The organism is Rothia sp. 88186D007BW (assembly GCF_053544215.1).
In genome coordinates this window covers 74469-101111 of sequence record NZ_JBPPTR010000002.1, presented here as the reverse complement: position 1 = coordinate 101111, position 26643 = coordinate 74469, and the positions used below count along the sequence as shown (strand labels likewise).

General features: G+C 58.5%; 25 protein-coding genes. 16 read left to right on the top strand and 9 right to left on the bottom strand.

Going from position 1 to position 26643, the window contains the following annotated elements; all coding sequences use genetic code 11:
• Positions 1-12: 12 nt before the first annotated feature.
• Positions 13-462 carry a HipA N-terminal domain-containing protein gene (locus tag ACEE09_RS01725; protein ID WP_449081644.1) on the top strand — a complete coding sequence of 150 codons (450 nt, stop codon included), beginning with the start codon at positions 13-15 and terminating at the stop codon, positions 460-462.
• A 114-nt stretch (positions 463-576) separates the two neighbouring features.
• On the opposite strand, the gene ACEE09_RS01720 is transcribed toward ACEE09_RS01725, so the two are convergent.
• Together ACEE09_RS01720 and ACEE09_RS01715 are read right to left on the bottom strand one after the other, a co-directional pair.
• Positions 577-1038 (bottom strand): GyrI-like domain-containing protein, encoded by a 462-nt coding sequence (locus tag ACEE09_RS01720; RefSeq protein WP_449081515.1) that lies wholly within the window; start codon positions 1036-1038, stop codon positions 577-579.
• A gap of 36 nt (positions 1039-1074) precedes the next feature.
• Positions 1075-1647 (bottom strand): arsenic metallochaperone ArsD family protein, encoded by a 573-nt coding sequence (locus tag ACEE09_RS01715; protein WP_449081513.1) that lies wholly within the window; start codon positions 1645-1647, stop codon positions 1075-1077.
• Positions 1648-1858: 211 nt separating this feature from the next.
• On the opposite strand from ACEE09_RS01715, the gene ACEE09_RS01710 reads away from it, so the two are divergent.
• From ACEE09_RS01710 to ACEE09_RS01695, 4 genes are all read left to right on the top strand, one after another.
• Positions 1859-2551, top strand: a complete 693-nt coding sequence (locus ACEE09_RS01710) for a hypothetical protein (protein WP_449081511.1) — start codon at positions 1859-1861, stop codon at positions 2549-2551.
• A 276-nt stretch (positions 2552-2827) separates the two neighbouring features.
• Entirely contained in the window at positions 2828-4315 is a 1488-nt protein-coding gene (locus ACEE09_RS01705; RefSeq protein ID WP_449081509.1) for an NAD-dependent succinate-semialdehyde dehydrogenase, read from the top strand.
• A gap of 51 nt (positions 4316-4366) precedes the next feature.
• Positions 4367-5713: a 4-aminobutyrate--2-oxoglutarate transaminase gene (gene gabT / locus ACEE09_RS01700; protein ID WP_449081507.1), complete on the top strand. Its 1347-nt coding sequence runs from the start codon at positions 4367-4369 to the stop codon at positions 5711-5713.
• A gap of 66 nt (positions 5714-5779) precedes the next feature.
• Positions 5780-7156, top strand: a complete 1377-nt coding sequence (locus ACEE09_RS01695; RefSeq protein WP_449081506.1) for an NAD-dependent succinate-semialdehyde dehydrogenase — start codon at positions 5780-5782, stop codon at positions 7154-7156.
• A gap of 111 nt (positions 7157-7267) precedes the next feature.
• Here the strand turns inward: ACEE09_RS01695 and ACEE09_RS01690 are convergent, their stop codons facing one another.
• Positions 7268-8923: an alpha-keto acid decarboxylase family protein gene (locus tag ACEE09_RS01690; protein ID WP_449081504.1), complete on the bottom strand. Its 1656-nt coding sequence runs from the start codon at positions 8921-8923 to the stop codon at positions 7268-7270.
• Positions 8924-9213: 290 nt separating this feature from the next.
• Between ACEE09_RS01690 and ACEE09_RS01685 the strand changes: the two genes are divergently transcribed.
• Complete coding sequence (locus ACEE09_RS01685; RefSeq protein ID WP_449081502.1) at positions 9214-9975, top strand: VIT1/CCC1 transporter family protein; 762 nt, start codon at positions 9214-9216, stop codon at positions 9973-9975.
• A gap of 98 nt (positions 9976-10073) precedes the next feature.
• On the opposite strand, the gene ACEE09_RS01680 is transcribed toward ACEE09_RS01685, so the two are convergent.
• Positions 10074-11048 carry a sucrase ferredoxin gene (locus ACEE09_RS01680; RefSeq protein ID WP_449081500.1) on the bottom strand — a complete coding sequence of 325 codons (975 nt, stop codon included), beginning with the start codon at positions 11046-11048 and terminating at the stop codon, positions 10074-10076.
• Positions 11049-11206: 158 nt separating this feature from the next.
• On the opposite strand from ACEE09_RS01680, the gene ACEE09_RS01675 reads away from it, so the two are divergent.
• The 7 genes from ACEE09_RS01675 (at position 11207) to ACEE09_RS01645 (ending at position 15732) form a co-directional block, all read left to right on the top strand.
• Entirely contained in the window at positions 11207-11632 is a 426-nt protein-coding gene (locus ACEE09_RS01675; protein ID WP_449081498.1) for an RNA-binding S4 domain-containing protein, read from the top strand.
• A gap of 2 nt (positions 11633-11634) precedes the next feature.
• Complete coding sequence (locus ACEE09_RS01670) at positions 11635-12156, top strand: N-acetyltransferase family protein (protein ID WP_449081496.1); 522 nt, start codon at positions 11635-11637, stop codon at positions 12154-12156.
• A 91-nt stretch (positions 12157-12247) separates the two neighbouring features.
• Positions 12248-12769, top strand: a complete 522-nt coding sequence (locus ACEE09_RS01665) for a GNAT family N-acetyltransferase (protein WP_449081494.1) — start codon at positions 12248-12250, stop codon at positions 12767-12769.
• A gap of 37 nt (positions 12770-12806) precedes the next feature.
• The gene (locus tag ACEE09_RS01660) at positions 12807-14288 is read left to right on the top strand and encodes an MATE family efflux transporter (protein WP_449081492.1); all 1482 of its coding nucleotides are present in this window, start codon (positions 12807-12809) and stop codon (positions 14286-14288) included.
• A gap of 257 nt (positions 14289-14545) precedes the next feature.
• The gene (locus ACEE09_RS01655; RefSeq protein WP_449081490.1) at positions 14546-14800 is read left to right on the top strand and encodes a hypothetical protein; all 255 of its coding nucleotides are present in this window, start codon (positions 14546-14548) and stop codon (positions 14798-14800) included.
• Positions 14801-14851: 51 nt separating this feature from the next.
• A complete protein-coding gene (locus ACEE09_RS01650) occupies positions 14852-15070 on the top strand; it encodes a hypothetical protein (RefSeq protein WP_449081488.1) in 219 nt (72 codons plus the stop codon).
• 95 nt (positions 15071-15165) lie between these two features.
• Positions 15166-15732 (top strand): hypothetical protein, encoded by a 567-nt coding sequence (locus tag ACEE09_RS01645; protein ID WP_449081487.1) that lies wholly within the window; start codon positions 15166-15168, stop codon positions 15730-15732.
• Between the two features lie 142 nt (positions 15733-15874).
• Here ACEE09_RS01645 and ACEE09_RS01640 read toward each other — a convergent pair whose 3' ends face one another.
• Genes ACEE09_RS01640 through ACEE09_RS01630 form a run of 3 tightly spaced genes read right to left on the bottom strand, consistent with a single transcriptional unit; the run spans position 15875 to position 20083 of the window.
• Positions 15875-17767, bottom strand: coding sequence for a hypothetical protein (locus tag ACEE09_RS01640; RefSeq protein ID WP_449081485.1), 1893 nt, complete (start codon positions 17765-17767; stop codon positions 15875-15877).
• A gap of 28 nt (positions 17768-17795) precedes the next feature.
• The gene (locus ACEE09_RS01635) at positions 17796-19613 is read right to left on the bottom strand and encodes an HSP90 family protein (RefSeq protein ID WP_449081483.1); all 1818 of its coding nucleotides are present in this window, start codon (positions 19611-19613) and stop codon (positions 17796-17798) included.
• Between the two features lie 2 nt (positions 19614-19615).
• Positions 19616-20083 (bottom strand): YbjN domain-containing protein, encoded by a 468-nt coding sequence (locus tag ACEE09_RS01630; RefSeq protein WP_449081481.1) that lies wholly within the window; start codon positions 20081-20083, stop codon positions 19616-19618.
• Between the two features lie 162 nt (positions 20084-20245).
• Between ACEE09_RS01630 and ACEE09_RS01625 the strand changes: the two genes are divergently transcribed.
• Together ACEE09_RS01625 and ACEE09_RS01620 are read left to right on the top strand one after the other, a co-directional pair.
• On the top strand, positions 20246-21730 hold the full coding sequence (locus tag ACEE09_RS01625) for a phospholipase D-like domain-containing protein (protein WP_449081479.1): 1485 nt from the start codon (positions 20246-20248) through the stop codon (positions 21728-21730).
• Positions 21731-21836: 106 nt separating this feature from the next.
• Entirely contained in the window at positions 21837-22850 is a 1014-nt protein-coding gene (locus tag ACEE09_RS01620) for a TPM domain-containing protein (protein WP_449081477.1), read from the top strand.
• 61 nt (positions 22851-22911) lie between these two features.
• On the opposite strand, the gene pdxT is transcribed toward ACEE09_RS01620, so the two are convergent.
• Positions 22912-23547, bottom strand: coding sequence for a pyridoxal 5'-phosphate synthase glutaminase subunit PdxT (gene pdxT, locus ACEE09_RS01615; protein WP_449081476.1), 636 nt, complete (start codon positions 23545-23547; stop codon positions 22912-22914).
• 2 nt (positions 23548-23549) lie between these two features.
• Positions 23550-24467, bottom strand: coding sequence for a pyridoxal 5'-phosphate synthase lyase subunit PdxS (gene pdxS / locus ACEE09_RS01610; protein WP_449081474.1), 918 nt, complete (start codon positions 24465-24467; stop codon positions 23550-23552).
• A gap of 650 nt (positions 24468-25117) precedes the next feature.
• Between pdxS and ACEE09_RS01605 the strand changes: the two genes are divergently transcribed.
• Positions 25118-26569: a glycoside hydrolase family 16 protein gene (locus ACEE09_RS01605; protein WP_449081472.1), complete on the top strand. Its 1452-nt coding sequence runs from the start codon at positions 25118-25120 to the stop codon at positions 26567-26569.
• The last annotated feature ends 74 nt before the right edge of the window (positions 26570-26643 follow it).

Sequence of the window (26643 nt, the reverse complement as noted above, 5' to 3'; positions counted from 1 at the left end):
CACTTCTCATTAATCGGCAATATTCTGCCGGTTAGGAGCTGCTGTGGAGTTGGGGGAAACGATACGTTCTTACCGGAAGAACCTCTTACGGATGAACCATTTATCTATCAAGCTGGTGCTCTGCCTCCGTTTTTTACAGGTCTTTTACCCGAAGGTCGTCGTCTGACGAGCTTACGAAATACACTGAAAGTATCTAAAGATGACGAGCTCTCTCTCCTCTTAGCGGTAGGGGCTGACACTGTGGGGGATGTACGAGTTCTTCCTCCCGGTAGCGTGCCTAATAATGAGTATCTTCAACCCATAACAGAGTTCAATCCAACCCAGCTGTCATCAATTTCGTTTGCTGATTTTTTCTCGGCCCAAGGGCTAGTAGATTATGCTACTCTTCCAGGGGTTCAAGAGAAAGTGTCGGGGAAGATGCTGACCATTCCGCTTCGCCATCATCACAATTTCTATCACTGAATCTTCAGGCAAATATCGATTAGCTCCTGTGAATCCTCTTTATGCTTTTTGCTTCGTATAGTGAGGCATGCTCAGAAGGATAAGCAAAGCATGCCCACAACGAATTCCTGCAAGCTAGCTAAGAGTGACGGGCACCCAGACCTGCAACTGAAAATCATCGGCGGACGGGTCACCGGGGCCGTAAGCCTCAAAGATTGGGCCGTTAGGCTTGAAACCTGAAGCGGGCAGGAAAGTGCCCATCAGGTGATCGATCCCGGCCATAGTGCTCATAGGTACAGGGCCCTCAACCTGAGTAACAGCGAATTCGCCGCCCTCCACCTTCAGGGCATTAAGGCCCAGACCCTGCGCGGTTTCTAGATTCTTCACCAGAATTCCGGCCATGTAGTCAAAATCGCCGACTGCATTCATGCCCATAATTACACCCACAGAGCGCACCTCAGGCATGGTGACACCCCGCTTCTCGGCGTGGTCGGTGAGCTTCTTCCAAAGCTCACTAATGCCCGAACCCTGCTTGACGGTCTCACGGAAGCCCGCAATAAAGAACTCATCCTTGTGCTCTACGCGTGCACCAATCATCAGCTACTCCTTAGAAAAATGTGTGTTGGCCTTATTCTAGTGGCCGCACCCGCAAGAGCCGCCGCACCCGCCACCAGAGGCACCCTGTGAAGCTGGTGCCGAATCGTGCCCGCCTAGCAGGTTGATACGGTCGCCAATCTCAGGGCCACCGGCAGGCTGAGGGGTCACACCTGCCAAAACGGCCGCAAACCCGGCCGGCTCCGCAAGAGGAACCGTTGTAGGGGCGTTCGCGCCCCCGGTGCCGCAGGCAGCCGCCGCAGCCTTAACCTTGGGCTGCTTGACCTCACCAAACCGTGAAAAACGGCGTAGCTGCTCAGCGGTGGGGTACATGTAGGAGACCTTCACCAGCCCCTCAACGAGCAAGATAGGTAAGACCTCAGAACCGGCTATGGCAAGCTGGTCGGCTACCGGTTCACAGTCGGTAAAGGCAGAGGGGTAGGAGTCGGTGGAGTAGACGGCAATATCTAGGCCCTCATTGAGGAGTTCCTGGGCTGCTGCCAGGAAAATCTCGCGCTGGGTGTCGCCGGGGTCGTCCGGGTTTTCACCGGCTGCAGGGATGAAAACTTCAAGGGGGGTGCTGCCCAGGGTGTCTTTTGGTGAGCGTGCCACTGCTACTCCATTCGTTGAATCGTATGCCTTATAAGCCTACGCCTGCGGCTGCCCACAGAAAAGGTCAGCTAATAGGCTCAGGAAGGGAATGTGTTAGGTGTGGGGCTGATGGGATGAGAAATCCTTCTCACCTTTCTTGGAATTTCTCTGAGTACATCGGTGTGGGTGCTATGCTAATTTCTACTCAAACACTTTTAGGGGAAAATAAAATATGTCTACCACATTAAATCGTCGTGCCCTGGTGCGCGGTGCTGCCTGGGCGGCACCTGTTGTCGTCGCGGCCTCAAACATTCCGGCTATGGCCGCCTCCTCACCCACAGGTCAGCTGGGGGTTGGCACGGTGCGTTCCTACCAGCAAATTTTTATGCGCCAGCCTAATAACTGCAACCCCACCACCAACCCTCGAGAAGGTTTTATCGACACTCTCTGCTGTGATGCCGCAGTGACTCCCACCGACTCAAACTGTCTCCGAGATCCTGATACTTCTGTTGGGTGGTGGGTTGAATCTGATCCAACGACTCCCGGAAGCGTCGTCATCGATACTTTCACCGTCACTCATACTTTTTCTCGTCCCGTCACATTTACTGATGCACCTCTTGAGGGCGGTGGCGCATCTACTGCAGGTACCACAAAATGGACGAATCCTACCCAGCTACAGCCAGGCTGGTCTATCGTTTCCACCACCTCTACCTCCATCACCTTGATCTACAAGGGCGACGGAACTCCCGTTGATATGTCTGATGATGTCGCTGGTAGTGGTTTCTGCACCGGCTACTTCCTGAATTTCCGTGAAGAAGTGTGTTCTCTTAGCCGGAATACGCTTACTACTACTCGACAGGCAATCTACACTGACGCAACAGGTTCTCATACTGTTAACTGGGTTGTTGGCCCCAGCAGAATGTAAAGCTGCGACTTCGCTGACCGGCGGCGTGAGATAGGGAGTCACGCCAGCTCAGGTAAGAGATTGCCTTGCAGGGAATAAGGAGGGCTGGTGCCCCATGGGTTTCATGGGGCACCAGCCCTCCTTATGTACGCTCAACTATAAGCGGTGGGTGGACGCCCACCCCACCAGGGTGTGTGAGGTGGGCTACCTTAGGGGGTGAAGGGGGCGTAAGATGGTCAGAAGAAAAGCTATCTGAGACCCTCACCACATAAGTGGTGTGTGAAAGGTGCCCCAGCCATGACCGTAAACATCAAAGAACTCCTAGCAAAAGTCCCCACCGACCTACTCATCGGCGGCCAATGGACAGAAGCACAACAAGGCGAAACCTTCACCGTAGAAAACCCCGCCACCGGCGAAACCCTCGCCACCCTAGCCTCCGCCGGTGAAAAAGACGCCCTAGCCGCACTCGATGCCGCCTGCACAGCAGAAAAAGAAGCAGGCGAGCACGGCTGGGCTGCCACCACCGCACGCGAACGCGCCACAATCCTCAGCCGCGCCTTCGAACTTGTCACCGAACGCGCCGAAGAATTCGCCACCCTCATGACCCTAGAGATGGGCAAGCCCTACGCCGAAGCCCTCGGTGAGGTCAAGTGCGGAGCCGAGTTCCTACGCTGGTTCGCCGAAGAAACACCCCGCCACTACGGCCGCTCCCTCGACGCACCCGAAGGCAACCTGCGCATGATCACCCGCCGCAAACCAGTGGGCCCCTGCCTACTCATTACCCCCTGGAACTTCCCCCTAGCCATGGGCACCCGCAAAGTCGCCCCCGCCATCGCAGCAGGCTGCACCATGGTGCTCAAACCTGCCCGCCTCACCCCACTCACCAGCCAATACTTCGCTAAGACCATGCTAGATGCTGGCCTGCCCGCCGGCGTCCTCAATGTCGTTTCCTCCAAGTCAGCTGCCGCTATCTCTAAGCCCCTCATGAGCGATCCGCGCCTCCGCAAAGTCTCCTTCACCGGCTCCACCGCCGTAGGCAAAGACCTGCTAAAACAAGCCGCCGACAAGGTACTGCGCACCTCCATGGAACTCGGCGGCAACGCCCCCTTCCTGGTCTTTGAAGATGCCGACATCGACCAGGCCGTCGCCGGTGCCATGGCCGCCAAGATGCGCAACATCGGCGAAGCCTACACCGCCGCCAACCGCTTCATCGTGCACGAATCCCTGGCCGAAGAATTCTCCCAGAAGTTCGCCGAAAAAATGGGTGAGCTCAAGGTCGGCAATGGCCTGGACGAGGGCGTCACCTGCGGCCCCCTCATCAACAAAAAAGCCCAAGACACCATGGTTGACCTCGTTGAGGACGCCCTCACCAAAGGCGCCCGGGTACTCACCGGCGGCGAAAAGGGCGAGGGGACAGGCTACTTCTACCAGCCCACCGTACTCATAGATGTTCCCCTCAACGCCCGCGTCATCCGTGAAGAAATCTTCGGCCCCCTCGCCCCCATCCTCACCTTCACAGACGAATACGAAGCCTACAAGCTAGCCAACGACACCGAATACGGCCTAGCCTGCTACGTCTACACCGAATCCATCGACCGCCTCTACCGCGCCAGTGACCACCTAGAATTCGGCATCATGGGCCTCAACGCCGGGGTTATCTCCAACGCGGCAGCCCCCTTCGGCGGCGTCAAACAATCGGGCATAGGCCGGGAAGGCGCTGCCGAAGGCATCGACGAATACTCATCCACCCAGTACATCGGCATCCGCAACCCCTACACCAAGTAAGGCCCCAACTTTTTGTAGTTACACAAAAACCTCAGCAAAGGAAACCCAGCCATGGCCGACATCACCTACCGCCTACCCCAACAGATCAAACTCACCACCGCCATCCCCGGCCCCGCATCCGCTGAACTTACCACCCGCCGCACCAAGAGCGTCCCAGGCTCCGTAGCCTCCACCCTGCCCATCTACGCAGCAGACGCCGATGGCGGCATCATCATCGACGTCGACGGCAACTCCTTCGCCGACCTAGGCTCAGGCATCGCCGTTACCTCCGTCGGTGCCTCCGCCCCCAAAGTCGTAGAAGCCGTACGCCAAGCCGTCACCCACTTCACCCACACCTGCTTCATGGTCACCCCCTACGAGGCCTATATAGCCGTTGCCGAAAAGCTCAACCAGCTCACCCCCGGCAACTTCGACAAACGCACCGTACTCTTCAACTCCGGTGCCGAAGCCGTCGAAAACGCCGTCAAAATCGCCCGCGCCGCCACCGGCCGCAACGCCATCGTCGTCTTCGACCACGCCTACCACGGCCGCACCAACCTCACCATGGCCCTCACCGCCAAAGCCGCCCCCTACAAGAAAGGCTTCGGCCCCTTCGCCCCCGAAATCTACCGGGCCCCCATGAGCTACCCCTACCGCGACGGCACCACAGACGGCAAAAAAGCCGCCGCCCGCGTCATCGACATGATCGAAAAACAAATCGGCTCCCACGACGTCGCCGCAATCCTCATCGAACCCATCCAAGGTGAAGGCGGCTTCATCGTCCCCGCCGAAGGGTTCCTGCCCGAACTGGTCACCTGGGCCCGCGACAAAGGCATCATCTTCATAGCGGACGAAGTCCAAGCAGGCTTCTGCCGCACCGGCAGCTGGTTCGCCTCCGACCACGAAGGCATCGAACCCGACCTCATCACCACCGCCAAAGGCATCGCCGGGGGCATGCCCCTCTCCGCCGTCACCGGCCGCACCGAACTCTTCGACAAGGTCCAGCCCGGCGGTCTAGGCGGAACCTACGGCGGCAACCCCGTCGCCTGCGCCGCCGCCCTAGCCACCATCGAAACCATGGAAGACTGGAACCTCAACTCCCGCGCCACCCGCATCGAAAACATCACCCGCGAAAAACTCGGCCCCCTGGCCGATGAACTCAATATCATCGGTGAAATCCGCGGCCGCGGCGCCATGCTCGCCATCGAATTCGTAACAGAATCCGACTCCAAGGAACCCCACCCCACCGCCGCCAAAAACATCGCAACAGCCTGCGCCCAACGCGGCGTCCTTATCCTCACCTGTGGCACCTACGGCAACGTCATCCGCCTGCTACCCCCACTGACCATGCCAGAAGAACTCTTCAACCAAGCCCTAGACATCCTCATCGAAGAAATCCGCAAGGCCGCGGGGAACTAACCACCAGTTTTGCGTGGGCAGGGCAGGTGCCCAACCCCAACCTACAAACACAAAGGAGCTAAACCCATGAGCTACCGACTTGAAGACCCCACCACCGGCGAGGTACTCGAAACCTACGACACCCTCACCGACGAGCAAGCCACCGCAGCCCTAGAACGCGCCCACAGCGCCTACCTAGAATGGTGCACTACCAGCGTCCAAGAACGCGCCGCTACCCTGGGCCGTATCGCCGAGCTCTTCAAAGAGCGCAAACAGAAACTAGCCGAAATTATTGCCCAAGAGATGGGTAAACCCATTGCAGAAGGCATCGAAGAAGCAGAATTTTCCGCCGCTATCTTCACCTACTACGCCACAATCGCCGCCGACCATCTCAAAGACGAACCCATCCCCTCAAAAACTAAAAATTCTGAGGCCTACATCCAACGCAAACCCCTAGGCGCCCTACTAGGCATCATGCCCTGGAACTTCCCCTACTACCAGGTCGCCCGATTCGCCGCCCCCAACCTCATGCTGGGCAACACCATCGTGCTCAAACACGCCGAAATCTGCCCCACCTCAGCGCTCGCCATCGCTGACATCATGAAGGACGCCGGGCTACCCCACGGCGCCTACGAGGCAGTTTTCGCAAGCCACCACCAGATCGAAACCATGATCGGCCACCACCACATTCAGGGCGTTTCCCTCACCGGCTCCGAACGCGCCGGGGCCACTGTGGCCGCTATCGCCGGGCGCAACCTCAAAAAAGCTGTGCTGGAACTAGGCGGCTCAGACCCCTACATTGTGCTGGATACTGACAATGTCGCTGAAGCTGCCGCCACCGCCTGGGCCGTGCGCATGTACAACACCGGCCAGGCCTGCAACTCCAACAAACGCATAATCATTATGAGCGACATCTACGAAGAGTTCGTGGCTGAACTCGTCAAACAAGCTGAGGCTATGAAGCCGGGCAAACCCACTGAAGCCACGGAAAAAACCTACATGCCCCTCTCATCCCGATCAGCAGCTGAAAACCTTAAAAAGCAGCTGGATGCCGCCGTGGCAGCCGGTGCCACCCTGCATACCGGTGGGCAGCTCCTGGATGAGAAAAGCGCCTACCTTTCCCCAGCCGTCCTCACCGATGTGCCCGTCGGCTCTGAGGCCTACTATCAGGAGCTTTTTGGTCCCGTTGCCACCGTCTACCGGGTTGAGAGCGACCAAGAAGCTATCGAGCTGGCGAATAACACCCAGTACGGTCTAGGTGGTGCCGTCTTCTCCCAGGACGAGGCTCGCGCCCGCCGCCTGGCCCAGCAGCTTGAGGCTGGCATGGTCAACGTCAACACTCCCGCCGGTGAGGGCGTCGAAATTCCCTTCGGTGGTGTGAAGAACTCCGGCTATGGGCGCGAACTTGGCCCCTACGGCATGGACGAATTCGTCAACAAGCGCCTCTACTTCGTGCAGAAGTAAAAGCTTCTACACTCCCAAAATTCCCTATAGTCATTGGCCAGCCCCCCAAACGCCACGAAACCCGCAGCTAAAGCTGCGGGTTTCGTGATAAACAGGGGAGGCTAATAAACCTTAGGAGTTAGCCTTGGTGAGGGCGGCGGCAACGTCAGCCAGCAGGGCGGGGACGTCGTCCTTACCCATGAGCACCTCGATAAAGACCATCTTGTCGCGGGTCTTCTTGGTCAGTTCGGTAGCTTCAAGCAGCTCAGCGGCGGTGGAGACGCGCAGGGTGAGAACATCGTCCTCGGTTGCGCCCAGGGCCGCAGGAACCATCTGCCAGTTGTAGCCGCGGATGTCGTTGTAAGCCTGGGTGGGGCCGTGGATAGCGCGCTCAACAGTGTAACCATCGTTGTTGATGAGGAACACTACAGGGTTGAGCTTGTGCTCCAGAACAGTACCCAGCTCCTGGATGGTCAGCTGAGCTGAGCCATCACCAATGAGCAGGACGCCGCGGGCCTCACGGTCGGCCATAGCCGCACCCAGCAGGGCCGGGAGGCTGTAACCGATAGAACCCCACAGGGGCTGACCAATGAACTTGGAGTTCTCGGGGAAACGGCGTGAAGCCATACCGAAGAAGGAAGTGCCCTGCTCAGCGACCACAATGTTGCCCGGTGACAGCTCGTGAGAGAGCAGTGACCAGAGGGCGTCCTGGGTGAGGGGGGCGTCCTGATCTACATTCTCGTGACCCTCAGCTGACCAGTCCAGCAGGGGCTTGGGCTCAGCCTTAACCTCTAGGGCTACCTCGCGCACAATATCCAGGGCAACATCCAGGGTCAGGGGTGCGTAGGTCTTGCGGCCAATCTTGGCGGTCTGAGCGTCCAAGAAGACAGTGTTTTCGGGCAGGTTCTGTGAGAAACCGGCGGTGGTGGTGTCGGTGAAGGTCACACCGGCGCAGATGAGGGCCTCTGCCTGCTCCACGGCGTCCTTAGTGCGGTCGCTAGAGACCACACCGGCGTAGATACCTGCGAAGGCGGGCTTGGACTCATCAACCAGGGTCTTACCCCACATGAGGGTTGCATAGGGCAGGCCGGTAGCTTCAAGCATCTGGGTCAGGTTGCCCTGGGCACCTAGGCGGTGTACCAGCAGGTCAGCCAGGACGGTGGTCTTCTTGCCACGCAGAACCTCAGCCAGGTCGGTGCGGAAAGCCTCAGTTGCCCCAGCAGATGAGAGAGCGGCAGGGATTTCTAGGGGCTCGGTGGGGCGCTCTACCTCAACACGGGCCACGTCGGTTGCCAGCAGAATGTAACCGGGGCGCTTCTGAATCATTACTTCGCGCAGAACACGGTCGATCTCGGTGGTTGCGGTAGCGTGGTTCAAATCTGCTACGGCACAAGAAACCTCTTCGGCCATACGGAGGAAGTGGGTGAAGTCCCCGTCGCCCAGGGTATGGTGCATGGCCAGGTGTGCAGCCTGGGCGTCCTTAGAAGGAGCACCAACAATGTGCACTACCGGCACGTGCTCGGCGTAGGAGCCTGCGGTGGCGTTGATGGCAGAAAGCTCACCGACACCGTAGGTAGTGACCAGTGCGCCAATACCCTTGATGCGGGCGTAGCCATCAGCTGCGTAACCGCCGTTCAATTCGTTGGCGGTACCTACCCAGTCCAGCTTTTCATTGGAGATAACGTGGTCAAGGAACTGCAGGTTGAAGTCACCGGGTACGCCGAATACTTCGGCTACGCCTAGAGAAGCAAGGCGGTCAAGCAGGTAGTCGCTGACGGTATAGGTCATGGGTGGTGTCCTTAATGGTGAAGATGCCCGCAGGGTGGTGCGGTCATAAGTGGTCATCTTTTCTATGATAGGGGCGGGCAGGGCAAATACGCTAGGCCAAGGCCTGGGCCAGGACGCAGAAGGAGCAGTAGGGTGCCTGTGTTGCCCTGGGCGAGTTCCTTGACTGCCTGTAGAAGCCCCTTATCGGTAAGCAACTCAGCCCTACCTCACCTTCCAGTTATGTGAGGAAGCATACAGAGTTACTTTGGGCTAGCTGGAAGAAAGCTTGGAAAATCTTTACGCTTAGACCTATGACAAACCAACCACATGAAGCAGCCCCTGCCACTGCTGCTCCTCAATCTCACACTGGTGAAGGTCACAACATGGGTGGTGCCTACCAGGAGAAACTGAACCGTCTGCGTGCGGCCGTGCTCGGCGCTAACGACGGTATCGTCTCTGTAGCGGCCACCGTGGTCGGTGTTGCCGGTGCAACCTCTAACACTTCCGCTATCGGTGTGGCTGCCGCCGCCGCTGTCGTCGGTGGCGCCATCTCAATGGCCCTAGGCGAATATGTCTCTGTCTCCTCCCAGGTGGATAGCCAGGAAGCCTTGATTGCCAAGGAAAAGGCCGAGCTGCGTGACATACCTGAGCGCGAGCTCGATGAGCTAACTGAAATCCTTGAAGATCGCGGTATCGCCCCCGATACTGCCCGCAAGGCCGCTATCGAGATGACCGAGAAGGACGCCCTCAAAACCCACCTGCACTTTGAGCTGGGCATTGACGCTGAGGACATCCCCTCACCCTGGTCTGCTGCTTTCGCATCAGCCGGTGCCTTCCTGGTCGGTGCCTTACTGCCCACTTTACTGATTCTGCTCTTCCCCGAATCTATCCGTATCCCGGTGACTTTCGCTGGTGTTCTGATTGCTCTGGCTATCACCGGTAGCCTGGGTGCCAAGTGGGGCGGCTCCCCGCGCTATGGCAAGGCCGCTTTGCGTGTGGTCATCGGTGGTGCCCTGGCCCTGGCTGTGACCTTCGGTGTCGGCTCCCTGCTGGGTGCCACCGGCGTGGTTTAATCTCTCACAACACTTCCTACCAATGTGGGGTTCCTTTCGGGGTGCGGCGTGTGCCGCAGACCGCCAGGAACCCCACTCTTCTTTAAAACGCTCTTTCTTTAGTGGGTGACCTGGTGCAGGCTGGTGACTTCCCAGCTAAAGGCGGGGCCGGCGTCCTTACCGCAGGAGGCTGGGCGGGGCGCCAATTCGGTGCGACGGGCTGTTACTAGCCAGGAGCGTCCGTCGCGGTGGGTGATGCGGGCAGTCTGCTGGTTGGTGTCAGTGGCAGCCAATTCGCCCAGGCTCAGCTCGTTGAGGTTCACACCGGTGGGGCTCAAGTCGCTGGGCCCTGCCTGCTCACCGGCCTCCTGCAAGAGGGTGCGGACGGCCACCTCCGCTACCTGCTCGATAGGGCAGTAGCATGAGCGACCGCGCAGACCGGCCACTTCTACACGGCCTTCCTGGGCGCTACGGGTGAGAGTGAGGGCCTGCTCGACAGTGAGGCGTCCGTAGGTGTAGCCGGTAGGTAGGCTGAGGGCTACCGGGGCAAAACGGTGCCCGCCGGTGTGTGAGCACTCCCAGATACTGCCATCCGCTAGGTGTTCTGCTAGAAAGGACGCAAGGGGGCGGCCGCGTACTGCACAGCAGCGGTCGCGCTTGGCGTGGGTGCAGATAAGGGTGAGGGTTTCACCTGAAACAACCGCACCGGGGATATTATCCGGTTCATCCAGGGGCAAGGTTAATAAACTCTCCGCACCAGGTATCTCAAAAGAGTAAAGGGTGGCCTCAGCAAAACCCCTACCCCCGGTGACCGCAAGAAAAGCACGGCGGCTGGCAGCGTCCTTATTCTTCTGCCCTGCCCGGCCAGGTTGCCTCATCAGGAGCAAGCGGGCACCTACCTGAGCCATTTTCTCCTTCAAGGCGGCTGAGAGTTCGGGGCCAAAGGCTGTTCCGTCCAGAATATCTCGCCCCCACCCGCCGGGGTGCTCTAGGAGCACCCAGCGGGACTCACCGGCAGCGGTGCCCGGCAGGTTCTCATCAATCGGCAGGGAACATGAACCAAGGGGAAGGGTAGGGGTGGTAGGGCTAGTCATGGGCACAAGTGTACGGCAGGGCAGAACCCGTTGGGTCGCGAAAGTGCGTCATATCGCCGAGAGTGCGCACGGCTGCCGCACTCTCGGCGATATGGTGCACGCTCGGGTGGGGAAGAGGCGGGGAAGCATCTCATTCGCTCATTAGGTAGCCTAGAAACATGAATTCACCCAGCGCCCACCCGCTAGTAGAGGCCCCCGGCCCCACAGGGCCACAGCCGCCAGTGCGTATCGACGCCTGGCTCTGGTCCGTGCGCGTTTTTAAAACCCGCTCACTGGCGTCCGCCGAAGTCAAAGCTGGGCACGTGCGCATCAACAGCGAACACGCCAAGCCCTCGCAGAAAATCAAACCCGGCGATACTATTACTGTGCGCTACCCTGGCTGGGAGCGCGTACTGGTAGTGCATAAGACCATTTCTAAGCGGGTTGGTGCGCCGGTGGCTGCCACCTGCTATAAAGATATCTCTGCCCCTAAACCTGCCTACCTCACCAGCGGCGCCCTACCCCGCCGTGAGAGGGGCGCAGGGCGACCAACAAAAACTGAACGCCGGGCCTTGAACAAGCTCCGCGGTTACGAGAAAGAATAAGGATGAGCTACACCCTACGCCCTGCTACCCTCGCTGACGCCCCGGCCCTCTCAGCTTTCGCCAGCGCCCACTTCCCGGACTCCACCCCGCCGATAGTTTCCAGCGAGCACATAGAAGTCTTTGTGAGCGAAAACCTAGATGAGGCCTCTTTCACCCATTTTCTAGAAACTGGCTCCCACAGCTTCACCCTGGCAGTGGATAAAAATGATGACATCATCGCCTACGCCGGTATTGACCACACTGCCTCCCAGCCCGATGAGGTCCCTGGGGATGCCGCCTACCTGAGCAAGTTCTACCTCTCTGCTGAGACTCGCGGCACCGGTCTGGCTAGGGAGCTTATGCAGTCTGTGATTTCTGAGGCCCGCGCCGATGGTAAGGACGGGCTGCATTTACGCACCCCTCAGCTTAACCACCGCGCCCAGGCCTTCTACGAGAAGGTGGGTTTTAGCCAGGTCGGTGAGTGCCCCTTCCACCTGACTGAGACGGTAACGGTACAGGACTACATCTACCACCTACCGCTCTAAGACCTGGATTCGGCGCAGGCCGGTTGCGGTATCATGACTCTACGCCTTGCCCCCTTTCGCTGACTCGCAGCTGCACGGCGCAAGGAGAAGAATGAACTTTGAGATCCGGCCCCCTGCGCCCGCAGAGGCTAGAGCCTGGGAAGAACTGCGCATGGTTTCCTGGCGTCACGCCTATGCAGGAACTTTCACCCCGCAGATGTTTGCCGCCCAGGAGCAACAGCTTGAGACCCGCGCTACCGGGTTTGCAGATTGGCTAGAATCTACCGGCGGCACCGGTGAGGACGTCCAGCAGCAGCTCGGTCAGCGCCGCCGCGCCCTGGTTGCGGTAGAAGCAGGAGAAAAGGACGCCCCCGGCAAGCTGCTGGGGTTGGCTTTTGCCTCCCAAATGCCCTACGAGGTACAAAAACTTGAAATGCTCTACCTGCTCCCTGAGGCCTTCGGCACGGGGGTTGCCCAGGCCCTGATGGGCCAGGTGCTGGACTCAGGCCCGGCTGAACTTGAGGTGCTTTCCACCAATGCCCGTGCCATTCGCTTCTACGAAAAAGAAGGGTTCGCCATCACCCGTAAGGACGAATTCGCTGGCCGTAAAACCTACATCATGACCCGCCCTTAACACCTATTCTGCTGAGGTGGCAGGTAGGGTGGTTTTCATGCCTTACACACCACCGCGCCCTGCCCTGTCTCAGCCTTCCTTGAACCGCCAGATCCTTGCCCTGGCGGTGCCCGCTTTTGGTGCCCTGATTGCTGAGCCCCTGCTGGTGTTGGCTGATTCTGCCATCGTAGGCCACCTGGGCAGTGCCCCTTTGGCAGGTCTGACGTTTGGCTCAACGGTGGTGCAGACCCTGGTAGGTTTCATGGTCTTTTTGGCCTATTCCACCACCCCTGCTGTGGCCCGGGCGGTAGGGGCAGGGGATATTCCCCGGGCTTTGGCTGCTGCCCGTAATGGCTTGTGGGTGGCTGCTGGCCTGGGTGTTTTCTTTGCCCTGCTGCTGGCCCTGACCGCAACTCCTCTCTTGCGGGCCTTGGGGGCTAGCGGGGAGGTGCTGACCTATGCCACCGCCTACCTGCTACCTTCACTGGTAGGCCTGCCCGGTATTTTGCTGGTGCTGGCGGCTACTGGTGCCCTGCGTGGTTTTCAGGACGCCAAAACCCCGCTCTACGTTGCTAGTACTGGCGCTGCTCTCAACGTGCCGCTGAGCTGGGCCCTGGTTTACCCGGCAGGGTGGGGTGTAGCTGGCTCAGCGGTGGCAACGGCTGCGATTCAGTGGGGCATGGCCCTGGCCCTGACCTACGCGGTAGTAGCCAGGACGCGCACCCACAGCTCTAGGGGGCGGGTGCAGCACTCTGCCTTACCGGCGCAGGGTCACAGGCCTGGCTGGCTACCGGATCGGGCTGGGCTAGCTGCCGTCTTTAAAGTGGGGGCCTGGCTGATGGTGCGGGCCGCCTGCCTACGAATCGCCCTGCTGGCTACAGTTTTTGTGGTGACCTCCCAGGGCGAGAAAAACTTGGCCGCCTACCAGCTGACCATGGCCTTCTTTAACCTGCTAGCCTTCGCCCTGGACGCTTTAGCTATTGCCGCCCAGGCCCTCCTCAGCAAGGAGATGGGGGCGCAGGATCTTTCAACCCGGCAGGGGCAGGACGCGGTGGTTCAGCTCAAAAACCGCCTGGTGCGGTGGAGCCTGGTCTTTGGTCTGGTCACGGCCTTGGTCTGCCCGGTGGTTGGCTTTGGTCTGGCCTGGGTCTTTACCTCCGACACTGAGGTGCAGCGCCTCTTTGCCCTTTCCCTGCTGGTGCTGGCGGTGGGCCAGCCCCTGGCCGCCTATGTTTTCATTCTGGACGGCGTGCTCATTGGCGCCCAGGACGTGCGCTACCTGGGGCTGGCGGGGCTCTTTACCCTGGTGTCCTATCTGCCGGTGCTGGCTGGGCTGTATTTCTGGTTCGGTGCCGGTGCCGGTGCCGGTGCGGACGCCCCCACCCCTCTTACCGGGGGCGGGCAGCTGGGCTGGGCTGGGCACGTCGATACCTCCACTCTGGCCTACCTGCTGCTCTGGTGCTCCTACGCCCTGTGGTACATGGGCGCTCGCGCCTTAACTCTCCGATGGCGGGCCCGCAGTGGGGTTTGGGTAGCTTAGGGAGGCTTGATGTTCAACAGTAAATAAAATTTTATATCAGAGTATTGATAATTACTGAGTTGGGTGGTTAAAATAGCTCTAAGAGGTTTCCCTTTGATCCCCAAGTTCAGCCAAAGGTGGTTGACCAAGAACTCAAGGAGAATAATTTATTATGGATGATATTTTTAGGAATGAATTTATCGGATTTTTAAGTGTTCCTCCAGGAAAAACTCCTGAGTGTACCTATCTAGCGTGGATAAAATTTCATGGAGGTAGAGGTGAAAATTTATTCTAAATTTTCTAGGATTTTCTTAACTTTCCTTCTCAGTATATTTTTGCTTGCTTGTTCAAGTGATTCCAAACTTTCAACTGAATCATGGTGCAACGATGTGCGTAGCCAGCTTGAAATTTTGGGTGTTGGTTGGCCCGTTGCTCAAAAAACATTGAGTCTTGAACAGGCTAAGCGGGTGGAAGAAGTTATGCATCTTGCGAATAAAATTTTTGCCAGTGGGAAAGTTGGTGAGTTCAAATGAAAAATTTTTTCAATCTTTTTTATAGCTATTTTTCTGGTTTTTGGTGTTCGAATGCCAGATGCCTCTGCTGTAGATAATGTTGTTGAAGTGCAGCGGATTGAGCGCCTTCAAGATATAGCAGGGATTCCTCAGGGTTATTTTGAGGTTTCAAATTCCGGCAATATGCAGCTAAATAGCTATGTTGATTCAGGGTGCACTCTTTATCCGAGTGCAGTTAACTTGAGAAAGTCAGGTGGTTATGAAACTAAAGAGTTTGGCATGGCCGTGTAAAAACTCTAATAAGTCAAAATTTCAACAAATAACCTATGGTGAAGTAACTATTAGTGGAACGACCATAAGAACTGTTGTGCAGACGGCGAAAAAAGATGAAAACTGCGGCTACTGATATTTCAGATTTTATCTACATAGTTTTGCACATCCCTTTTGGGGATGTATCAGTTGCCGCTGTATATTCCAGCTACCAGAAGGCAGAGAAATACTGTCAGGCCTATTGTGAGACAGAAAAATCTGTAGCCCCCTGGATTATCTGCGCACCTAAAAGAACCAGGCTCTATAATCTTTACCCCCAGACCATGGGGCAGATGGGGGCAATACGGGAAAAAATATCGGCAAACCCTTACTCTCAGGAAGGGATAGATTCTGATGTCTCTCCCGGAGAAATTGGCCATGATGGTTACATTCTCTTGGTGGAAGGTAGCCCCAATGCCCCTCACATCTTGGGCGTTTTCCCTCATCACAAATTGGGAGGGGAAGCTGACCTTTATGCGGATGAATACCTTGCTGTCCATCCTAAACAGGTTATTGAATTTTGGGATTACACTATAGATACTATCTATTTTCCTTTAGTGGAATATGATTATGAGGGACAAGTTTTCACCAATAAAATAGATGGAAGTATTTGGGAAAGTCAAGACGTAAGAATTTATCGCTAAAATAAAATTTAGGCTCAGAAAGAGGCTTACTCATAAGGGGTGCCCATACATATCAGATAGTGCAAATAGCCTGATGGTTGAGAGATATGGCAGAACCCTGCTAGTAGTTCTTCAGTCAGGTTATGTCGGTGGTAAATCAGTGTTAGGGCTCCACAAGTTCAGCCAGTAGGGCTTCGACTCGGTGCTCCTGGCCGGTGGCGCGCAGCAGCTCAATGCAGGCGTCCAGGGCAGCGGCACGGGATTTCTTGAGCTTCATCAGGTCAAAAAGCTTAGCCGCCAGCTCATAGCGGTCAATTGCCAGCTCACCCTGCCCGGCGTTAGCCGCAGCTTCAGCGGCGACCACCAACAGGCGGGCAGCCCGCTCCCACTGCTCACTCTCACAGTAGGCCTCCACCAGCTCATCAAGGAGCTGCTGGCTACCAGGAACCTTAAGGGCCAGGCACAGGCGAGCGCTCAGCTCCTGAGCCTGCAAGCAGGTCAGTAGATGGGGGCGGAGCACCTGACTATCGGCTTCGGGGTCTTGGTGCTGGGTGGCAGTGATAGCCTGCTGGGTCAGCTCTTGTAGCTCATCAACCGGGCCGCGCAGGGCCTCTAAAGCGCCCATCTGCTCCGCTGCTGGTGCCCACAGGCGCACAACCTCCACCAGTAGGGCAGGGGTGGCGTTGCCCTCCACTAGCAGGGGCCAGGCCTTCTCAAAGTAGCTGTGGGCCTCCAGTGCCTGCGCACCTGCACTAGAGCCACCCGTGAGTGTCAAGAAAGCAGCCTCAGCATAGGCCAGCCCCGCCTGGTGGGCAGGCCCGGTAGCCTCTAACTGGCGGGCTATCGCCAGGTAAGGCTCAACCGGAGTGAAAGATAGGGGAGTGGGCTCCAGCTCAGTAGGCCCCGCCTCAGTAGACCCCAGCTCAGTAGCGGCCTGGGTATCTGCACTCGCTGAGTCGGCACCGTCCGCTCCGGTGGGTAGCACAATGGGCACCAGAGCCGGCAACCTGGTGGCGGCCTCAATGGATTCTGAGAAACGAGTGTTACCCGCCCGCCGGTCAAAGGCCTGGGAGAGCGGCTGAGACTCACTCAGCGCCCACTCATAGAGCTGTCGCAAGGTCGCCCGGGGCACCTGACCGGCAGGTTGCACACCAGTGGGCATATCCCCCTGGCTCTCCACAGCCCAGGCCAAACCGGCAACAATATAGCGCAGAAAATTACGGTTATCGCCAGGGTCGCCCGCCAGGTCAAGAGCACGTTTGCCGTGGTCAGCCAGCAAATCAAAGGCCGCCTGAAGGTTCTGCCCGCGGGCTAGCACCTCAAACTCAACCCCCACATCATCTGGGTCATACTGGCCCCGGTGAGCCGCCGCCCGCAAGAGGTGACGCCCAGCCGCTTGGCCATCCCCCGTATGCAGGTAAGCCAAAGCCAACTGCCGGTGGGAGGCCGCAGGCTCCCTATTACACAAATCATCGGTGGGGGCACCTAGGCGAACAGCCGCCTCATAATCCCCATCCGTCACATAATCACGCAGGATCCCACCGTGCCTACAGGAGCCGCAGTCCATCTCGTCCTCACCGTGCGACAGCCAGCGGGCCCGCCACCTCTCAGCGGCCTCGTCCTCACCGATGTGAGCTGCCCACATGTACTCGGCACGGTCAGGGGCCATCTCGCCCATGCCCGCCAGGCGGTAGCGGCGGCGCATCTCATCGAGCAGCTCGCGCGCCTGCCCCTTAGAAATCTGCGGGTAGGCGGTCATATCGCCAATAATCCACTTAAACTGCCAGAAAAGAGTGCGGGCGGTGAACTCATCAAAATGCTCAGGGTGAGCATCGTAAAGACGCAAAAGCTTAGAGAAGACCGCAAAGGAAGCCGGGGTGGGCTGCCCAAAGACGTAGGCCTCCACCAGGTTAAGATAGGCCTCAGGCAGCATGGATTCAGGGCCCTCCCGCTCCAGGGTGCGGGTAATGTACTCCATGGCTGCGGTGCGGGCGCTACCGTAGGGCAGGTCGCGGGTAGCAGCAATTTTCTGGGCGGCTTGGTGGGTTGACCACACAGTCTTCTCCCTCGTGGGTGGCTAAAAGTTAGGGCTGGCGCAGGGCGGCCTCAAGCAGCTGGGCCAGGCTGTCGCTGAGCAGATTGGTTTCAGACCCGCGCAGGCCCTCTCCCGCCAACATAAGAGCTGACAGGTAAAGAGTGACCAGGCCCGGTTCAAAGGACGCGTGCTCCGGCTGGTGCAGCAGGCGGCGGGTATTCTCGTTAGCGTCATTGAGCACCAAGGTGCGGGTCGGCTCGGCTGCAGCCTCGGTGAAGGAGCCGAGGATTCCACCCCAGGGGCCACCGGCGTCCTCAGCCTCCTGGGCCAGGTCGCGGGCACGCTCGGCCTGCGCATCGCGCAGCAGCACCGCGGGTACCTCAGCAGGGTCAAAGGTGCGCAAGAGGACGCCGCAGTCATGGGCCGCCATTACGGCCCGGGCGCGCTCTAAGCCGCGCAGCACCTCGAACTCGCGTTCCATCTCAACGGCTGTAAGAGTCTGGGTGACGTCCTTACTGGTCAGCTCAGTGACCTTCCAGCGGGGCCGGTCAGCTAGTTTAGCCAGCAAATCAGAATCATAGACGTACCCGCCATTGACCACCCACAGCCCCTGGGCCCGCGCCACTGGGGCAACCCGGCGGTAGGCCTCGGTGGTGGGGGTGTAGAGCACCTGCCCGGTCTCTTCCACAACCTGGGAGAGGGTAGCGATACCGCCGGTGGTCTCAAAGGGCAGGGAACGCGCTACTACATCGAGCATGTCGTCACTAGCCAGGGCCACCGCGCGCAGGGCCAAAGAATGGGTCTCCACAAAGCGATCACGCAGGGTACTGGGCTCAGAGAGAGTGGCGGTAATCCAGGCCTTGAGCTGCTCACCGATAGCCTCACGGGTCAGCAGAAGAATCTCATCCTCCCGTAGCTGCTCGCGGGAGGCCGTGGGAGTCAAGGACTCCGAATTCACCACCGCTCGCACAAAGAACGCCCAATCGGGCAGCAGACTATCTTCACGGGTGTTCACCAGCATGTTCTTCACATAGACCCGGTGACGGCCTGAACCAGGGGAGACCGCCTGCGGCAGTACATAAGCCACACCGCTTGTACCGGTGGCAGGGACCTCCAGCTCAAGAGCCGCCAAGGGGGTGAAGCCCAGGGTCTTCTCCGCATAGTTAGTCAGCGCCATAGCCCGCTCATGCTCATTAGGCTGGCCCTTACCCTCACCCTTGGCCCAGGGCAGGGCAGGTAAAGAGATACGCCGCCAGATGCGCTGACCGGCAGCAGTGACCCGAACCGACACCTCAACCGGCAGCATATCGGCGTAATCACTAGCCAGTGTTACTACTGTTTCTTCAGCAACCCAATGGGCTGCGTCCGGCCGCGCCTTGAGACGAATCGTCGTACCAACCTGGGGAGCCTGCCCGTCAGCTAACTGAATCACCTCAAAGGTGCCATCAGCGTGACCTAACCAGCGCACCGGGGCAGCCCCAGCTAGTACACTCTGCGAAGTCACCTCAACCGTATCGGCAATCAAAAAGCAGGCCAACAAGCCGATACCGAACTGACCCAAAAACTCAGCCCGGCCCTCATTGAAGACCTCATCACGCTTAGATGTACGCCCAATAGTTGCCAAAAATTCTTCAGCCTGCTCAGCTGTCAGACCCACACCGGTATCGGTAATAGTGATGCCGGTGCCATCCTCCCACGGCTCCAAGATCACACGGGCCGGGGCGGTGGCGTCCTGCTCCCGGCGGGCAGTAATAGCATCAACCCCGTTCTGAATCGCCTCACGCAAATAAACCTGCGGGCCTGAATACAGGTTCTTCGACAACAGCTCAACCAGGCCACCCAAATCAACCTTAAAACGCTGTGACAAGGCTACTCCTTTCCACCAAAAGTAGCGGCCACCGTCTGAAAATACTCTAGTGAGGTCTGCACAGCAGCCCGCAGATGCTCATCAAGCTGGGCATCGGTCACACCCCCGGCATAGACCATGCTCACCTCAACAGGCAACACCACAAACCCCTGCCCCTCCTCTGCAACATGGTAAGAGAAAACCTTAGGGAAGAGATTCTGCTGATTCCAGGCACTAGTGAACTCATTGAGGGTAGGGAACATCTCCACAGGGAAGGTGCCCCGGTAGCTACCGCGCACACTGAGCACATCGCGGCTGGCACTGCTAGAAAGAGTGTAATAAAAATAGCCCTGCTCAAAATGAAAGACCGCAGCCCCATCATCACCCAGCTCATAATCCACCTCAAGACGGTCAAGAGCCTGCAACATGCGCTCATTGGTGAGCGGCTTAAGAAGCTGCGCGGCAGACTGGACGGAGTCAAAATACCCCATGGTTCCTCTTTCAACGGTGGAATACAACGGTGCAACTCTCTCTATCCTATAGGTTCCAGTGCTGACCAGGGCCGCTACCCTCACCCCAGCAAAACTGCTCTAAAGAACCCCAGGCGAGCCAGGCAAACACCTCAGAGGCGTGAAACTAGGTAGATTAGAACTATGAGCACGCCAACCCGCCCCCTTGCCTTCGCCGCCCTGGCCTGCGGTGCTGCCGCGGCCGCGTCCGCCCTCTACCACCGCCATCAACCCCTACCTGCTGGCCTAGGTGTGACCGGGCCCTGGCGAAGCGGGCAGGTGGAACTCCTAGCTGATCTGACCTACCGTGCCGGGGGTAAAAGCCAGACTGACCAGCAGATTTTTAGGGCGGTTGAGGGCGTGATCGAGCGGGCTGAGAGCTTTTTGATACTCGACATGTTCCTCTTCAACAGCGACTATGACCGTGCCAAGGGCCGCACCTACCCGGCCCTCAGCCAGCGCCTTACCGACGCTCTTCTAGCTAAACGGGCTGCCGCCCCCACCATGCCCATGGTGCTGATCACCGACCCCATCAACACCTTCTACGGCAGCTACCCGCTACCCCACCTAGAGCAACTACGAGCTGCAGGGGTGCAAGTGGTCGAAACTGCGCTAGAACCCCTCGGGGACTCCAACCCCCTCTACTCCGGCCTCTACAGGGCGGCCCTGGCACACCTGCCGGAGCTACCTGCTGTGCTGCCCAACGCCCTGGTGCCCGGTGGGCCGCGCGTCTCTGCCAACGCCTACGCCCGGCTCTTTAACTTCAAAGCCAACCACCGCAAGGTAGCCCTCTCTGAGAGCGAAGCCCTGGTAAGCTCCGCCAACCCCCACGATGCTTCAGCACCGAACTCCAACCTGGGCCTGCGGGTGACCGGCCCTGTGCTGCGTGACCTCTTAGCTAGTGAACTGGCTGTACTAGAATTCTCAGCCCCAGATATTGCCCCTAGCCTGCGAAAACTAAGGGCTTCTGCGGGGCCTAGCCGCCCGGGCTGCCCGGCTGAAATACAGCTGGTAACTGAGGCCGGTATCCGCACTGCTGCCCTGGATATGCTGGCTGGTTCCAGGGCCGGCTATAGGGTCTGCCTAGGCATGTTTTACCTGTCAGAGCGCGCTATTATCACCGAGATTAAGGCTGCTGCGGCCCGCGGTGCCTTAGTGCAGGTGATACTTGACCTGAATATTGACGCCTTTGGCCGCAAGAAAACTGGCCTGCCTGCTTTACCTGTTGCCCGCGAACTAGTGGACGCCGGGGTGCAGGTGCGCTGGTATGCCACCGAGGGGGAGCAGTTCCACCCCAAGTATTTGGCGGTAAGCCGGGTGCAGGACGCCACCACCCCGGCGGGGGTAGCTGGCTTTGAGCTTCTGACCGGGTCGGGTAATTTCACCCGCCGAAATATCTGTAATTACAATCTAGAAACCAGCCTGCGGGTGCGTGCCGGGGGAGAATCTTCCCTGGCTCAAGAGTCCTCTGCCTACTGGTCCCTGATTTGGAATAACGAACCGGTAGATGGTGCTGAAACCACCTTCACCCTGCCCTACGCGGCCAAGGCAGGTGGGGGCGTCCTAAAATCTGCCCTGCAAACCCTGGCCTATCGCGCCCAGGAGGCAACGGGGCTGAGTACCTTCTAGGACGTAACTCATCCTGCCGGGGGAGTTCTTTTATCAGCAGGCTTGCTATACTGGCGGTAAGAGTAGGCACGGACGCCTGGTTGTCGACACGCGAAAGGACGCAGCAGTGAACCCTCGGACCGACATCACAAACCCCCGGATCCAGAACAAGAAGCCGCCCCACAGGCTCGCTGCCCTGCCCGCGCTAGCGGCGGCGGGCGTCCTCGTCCTTGCTCCCCTGACCATGACGGCAGCCGAAGCGGCAGACCTGCCCGCTGCGCCGGCGTCCGGCAACATTCGCGACGATGCCGACCTGCTCACCGACGCCGAAGAGAACCACCTCAACAGCCTCATCCACCAGAAAAACCGGGGCACCGACCGCGCCCGCTTCGCTATCTACACCACCGACCAGAGCCCAACTGACCTGCCCGATTACGCCACCGACCTAGGAAACGCCTGGGGCGTCGGCGATCAAGGCAAAGATAACGGCGCTGTGCTGGTCATTGATATGGAGGGCCGCGAAACCTTCATCGCGGTCGCAGACGGTGCCGGGGACTACATCAGTGACTCCGAGGCAGAAACCATCGCCAACGACGTACTGGGCCCCTACCTCACCGACGGCAACTACGCCGCCGGACTTGAAGCTACCATCGACGAGGTCTACACGGCAGCAGAAACCGAAAGCGCCGATAGCAACCTGATTCTCTGGGGCGTCCTGGGCACCCTGGGTACCGTTGCTGCGATTATTGTTGGGTGGGTTTTCCGCGACTACCGCAAGGTCAAACGGTCAGCCGAGGACGAGATGCGCCGGGCCAAGGAGGAGAACCCCGGCCTGAGCATTCCCGACGATATGCGCCGTGACTACATCAAATACCGCTACGCCAACCGCACCGCCCCGGTAGACCCCGACCAGCGCGAGGCCGAGCTCGCTGAGCAGGAAGCGGAGAACAAGGAGACCTACACCCGCTACGCCCCCACCTTTAGCACCTGGCTACCCCTCTACGCAACCATGCCCCACCTCTACTCGGGCAGCAATCACGTGCCGGAAAATTCGGGGGCATCAGGGGGTAGCTTCTCGGGCGGCTCGTCCTTCGGTGGCGGCGGGGGCTTTAGCGGCGGCGGTGGAGGCGGACGCTTCTAGCCACGGCAGCTCAGCCCACTCATGCTGAAGTTTTCGATTACCTACAAGAAGCGAGTAGAAACTAGGACGCTCCCGCCCGGCTAGCCAGGTCTAGTAAGGCCCGGTGCACGGTGGTATCGCCGGTGAGCTCCGGGTGGAAGGAGATGCCCAGCAGGTGACCCTGCTGCACTCCCACCACCTGCCCAGCGTGGTGGGCTAGGGCGGTGACGTCCACCCCGAGTCGGGTGACAATAGGGGCGCGAATAAAGGCGGCCTTAACCGGCACCTGCTTGCCTCTACCAGCAAGCTCACCGGTGTCGCCCGCCCCGGTGGCACCCCAGGTCAACTCAGTTTCTGCTGAGTCAACCTGGGAGCCAAAGGCGTTGCGGCGCACCGTCACATCGAGCAGGCCCAGGGTTTGTTGACCGGCGGCTGGGTCCTCAATCTCCTGGGCCAGAAGAATCAGCCCGGCGCAGGTGCCCAGGGTGGGCAGGCCACCTGAGATTGCCTCGATGAGAGGCTGGCGCAGGCCAAAAATCCTCGTCAGCCGGTCAATAGTCGTGGACTCTCCACCAGGAAGCACTAGGGCATCTAGACCCTCCAGCTGCTCGGGGCGCTTGACCAAAACCACCTGGGCTCCCAGGCTCACTAGCAAGGAGGCGTGCTCAGCTACCCCACCTTGCAGGGCCAGTACACCAACAACGGGGCGGAAAACCATTCTTACCAGCCGCGCTCTGCCAGGCGGTGCGGTGCGGGCAGGTCTGCCACGTTGATACCGACCATGGCCTCGCCCAACCCGCGGGAAGCCTCCGCAACAGCAGCCGGGTCGTTGTAGAAGGCGGTGGCCTTAACGATGGCCTTAGCGCGGGCCTCGGGGTTGCCCGACTTGAAGATGCCGGATCCAACGAAGACGCCGTCTGCACCCAGCTGCATCATCATGGCCGCATCCGCCGGGGTTGCTACACCACCGGCGGTAAAAAGGACGACCGGCAGCTTGCCAGTCTCCGCAACCTCGCGTACCAGCTCATAGGGGGCGGCAAGTTCCTTAGCCTTGACGTACAGCAGGTCGGGGGCAGTGGCGTGCAGGGCCTGCAGCTCAGCAATCTGGGTCTTGATAGTGCGAATATGCTTGGTGGCCTCAGAGACGTCGCCGGTGCCAGCTTCACCCTTGGAACGAATCATGGCTGCGCCTTCGGTGATACGGCGCAGGGCCTCACCCAGGTTGGTTGCACCGCAGACGAAGGGTACCTTGAAGGCCTGCTTGTCGATGTGGTTGACGTAGTCGGCGGGGGAGAGCACCTCGGACTCGTCAATGTAATCCACCTTGAGGTGCTCAAGAATCTGGGCTTCCACAAAGTGGCCGATACGGGCCTTGGCCATGACGGGGATGGAGACGGCGTCGATGATTCCTTCGATCATGTCGGGGTCGCTCATACGGGCCACGCCGCCCTGGGCGCGGATGTCGGCGGGCACGCGTTCGAGGGCCATGACGGCTACTGCGCCGGCGTCTTCTGCGATTTTGGCTTGTTCGGGGGTAACGACGTCCATGATGACGCCGCCCTTGAGCATGTCGGCTAGGCCTCGCTTGACGAGGGGGGAGCCGGTGACGGTGGTTTCTGTGGTCTTGTTTTCAGTCATGGTTTCCACTGTGCACTCTCGGGGTGGTCTAAGAATAGTGCCAGTTTCGAACAAAGTTTTTAGACCACAGAGAAAGAGACGGACGCAGGTGAGGCGCTTTGGGGGACAACACACTTCTTTCTTACCCCTGTTTTTTGCTGTGGGTATCGTGCGAATCGTTGACATTTACCCTCGTGTCTAGTGTGAACTCTTTTGCGAGGGGTGGCGGGAACCTTTGCCTGAGGCTCTGTCCCCCAAACGCTAAGAATATGCTTCTGCGTGACCAGATTGTGAAGAGGTTTAGGGGACAATCTCCTTGTAAATATTTGAAAAAATGAGCTAATTTGCTCAAAAAACTCAAGCATGGGGACAAGCCTGAAATTTTCCGTAAAAAAATTTTTTTGGTAAACAAGATACCCTTGATAAGGGAGAATATAATTCCTTCACGAGGAAAGTAGCAGCTTTGTCCCCAGACTGCCTTGTTTTGTCCCCCAAAAGTCCTATAAAGTTTTCAACCGAACCACGAAGAGCTCACCCCAAGCTCACAGGCTCCACCCCAGGAGCTGTGCGACCCCGCCCAGGGTTCACCCCAGATTCCCCACGAATCTACCCCTGACTCTCCCCAAGAGTCTCCCGCCCCAAACAAATACACACGAAAGAGAACCCAAACCATGCTTTCTGTATCCCGCCGCAACTTTCTCTCCCTGACCGCCGCAACCGCTGTAGCCACGGCCCTTGCTACCCAAGCAGCCCATGCAAACACCGGAACTGTACTCAACGGCAATGGCCTGGACTCAGGCGTCCTGCGTTTTACCCCCCTAGCAGACGTCACCTACACCTCCCCCTTCGCCCAGGCTTTCACTGACGCTCAATTCTTCACCCCCCTAGGCGCCACAACCTCTGACGCCCTCGTTGAAGCAACCTTTACCACCTCGCGTCCTGCCGCTGGTAGCGTATACACTCGCGTTATTGCCCGCCGCAAAGCAACCGGTCGTGACTACTACACCGCGATGCTCTCCATCGCTCACAGTGGCACAATGACCCTATACATCGAGCGCGTGATTAATAACCGCACCGTTGTTCTGGGCCAGAAGGTTCTTGCCAGCGTCGCTACTGACCAGGCTTTTTATTACGAGCTAGCCCTGTCGGTGCGCGCTACCCGCCTAGTTGCCCAGGTCATTGTCAACGGTCAGGCCCTTGAAAGCCTGGTTTTTGATGATAACCAGATTCCTCTACAGGCAACTCCTCGCGGTACCGGCACCGGTATCAGTGTGTATGCAGGTCGTAGCGTCCCCTCCACCCATCTGGTGACTGTGGCGCAGGCTAAGGCAGATAACTGGGGTGAGCACCGTGGCGCTTTGACCGCTGAGGGCTGGGGTGAGCTCATCTTCGAAGATGACTTCAACCATGGTGTAATTGACGGCGCTAAGTGGCGTGTGCGCGATAATTCCTACGTGGGGTATGACTCCGGCGTTAATCTCAAAGAAGCTGTCACCATGGGCGATTCTTCCACCAAGATTTGGTTGAAGAAACTGGCTGCCCCTGTCACCTATAAGGACGGCAAGGTACGCCAGTGGGCCACCGGCTACATTGGCACCATGGGTAAGTTCTCTGCTGAGAGCTTCCGCCTAGAATACCGCGCTAAACAGCCGGCCTCTACTCCCGCCCACATTGGCGCCTGGGGTGGTATCTGGATGCGCCCCAACAACACCTCTCTTCTTGGTGAAATCGACATCTCCGAGTCCTACGGTTATACCTCTGGCAAGCAGAGCATTGATATCTCTAACCGTTCTGAGGGTACTGTTCACTACGGTCAGCAGCAGGGTAATAGGGCTAAGAAGAACGCCCTGATTCCTGTGCTGGGGCAGAACCTTGCTGATGAATACCACACCTGGGCAGTTGAGAAGACTCCGGCCGGTATCACCTTCTTCTTTGACGGGGTTGAATACTTGTTCGTCTCGTCAGAAGATTCTCGCTACCAGGCCGCACTGCCTGCTGGTGAGGAGTTCAACATTCGTTTGTGCATGCAGGCAGGTAATGCCTACTGGGGTGGTCTCGCTGAGAGCACCGCAGATTGTGCAATCGAAGTTGACTACGTACGCGTTTGGGAGTACGTAGGTTAGTCAGATTCCTTGGGAAGAATCTGATGCGAAAAGGGGTACCGGCGCCAGCAGCCCGGTACCCCTTCTTGTTGCCT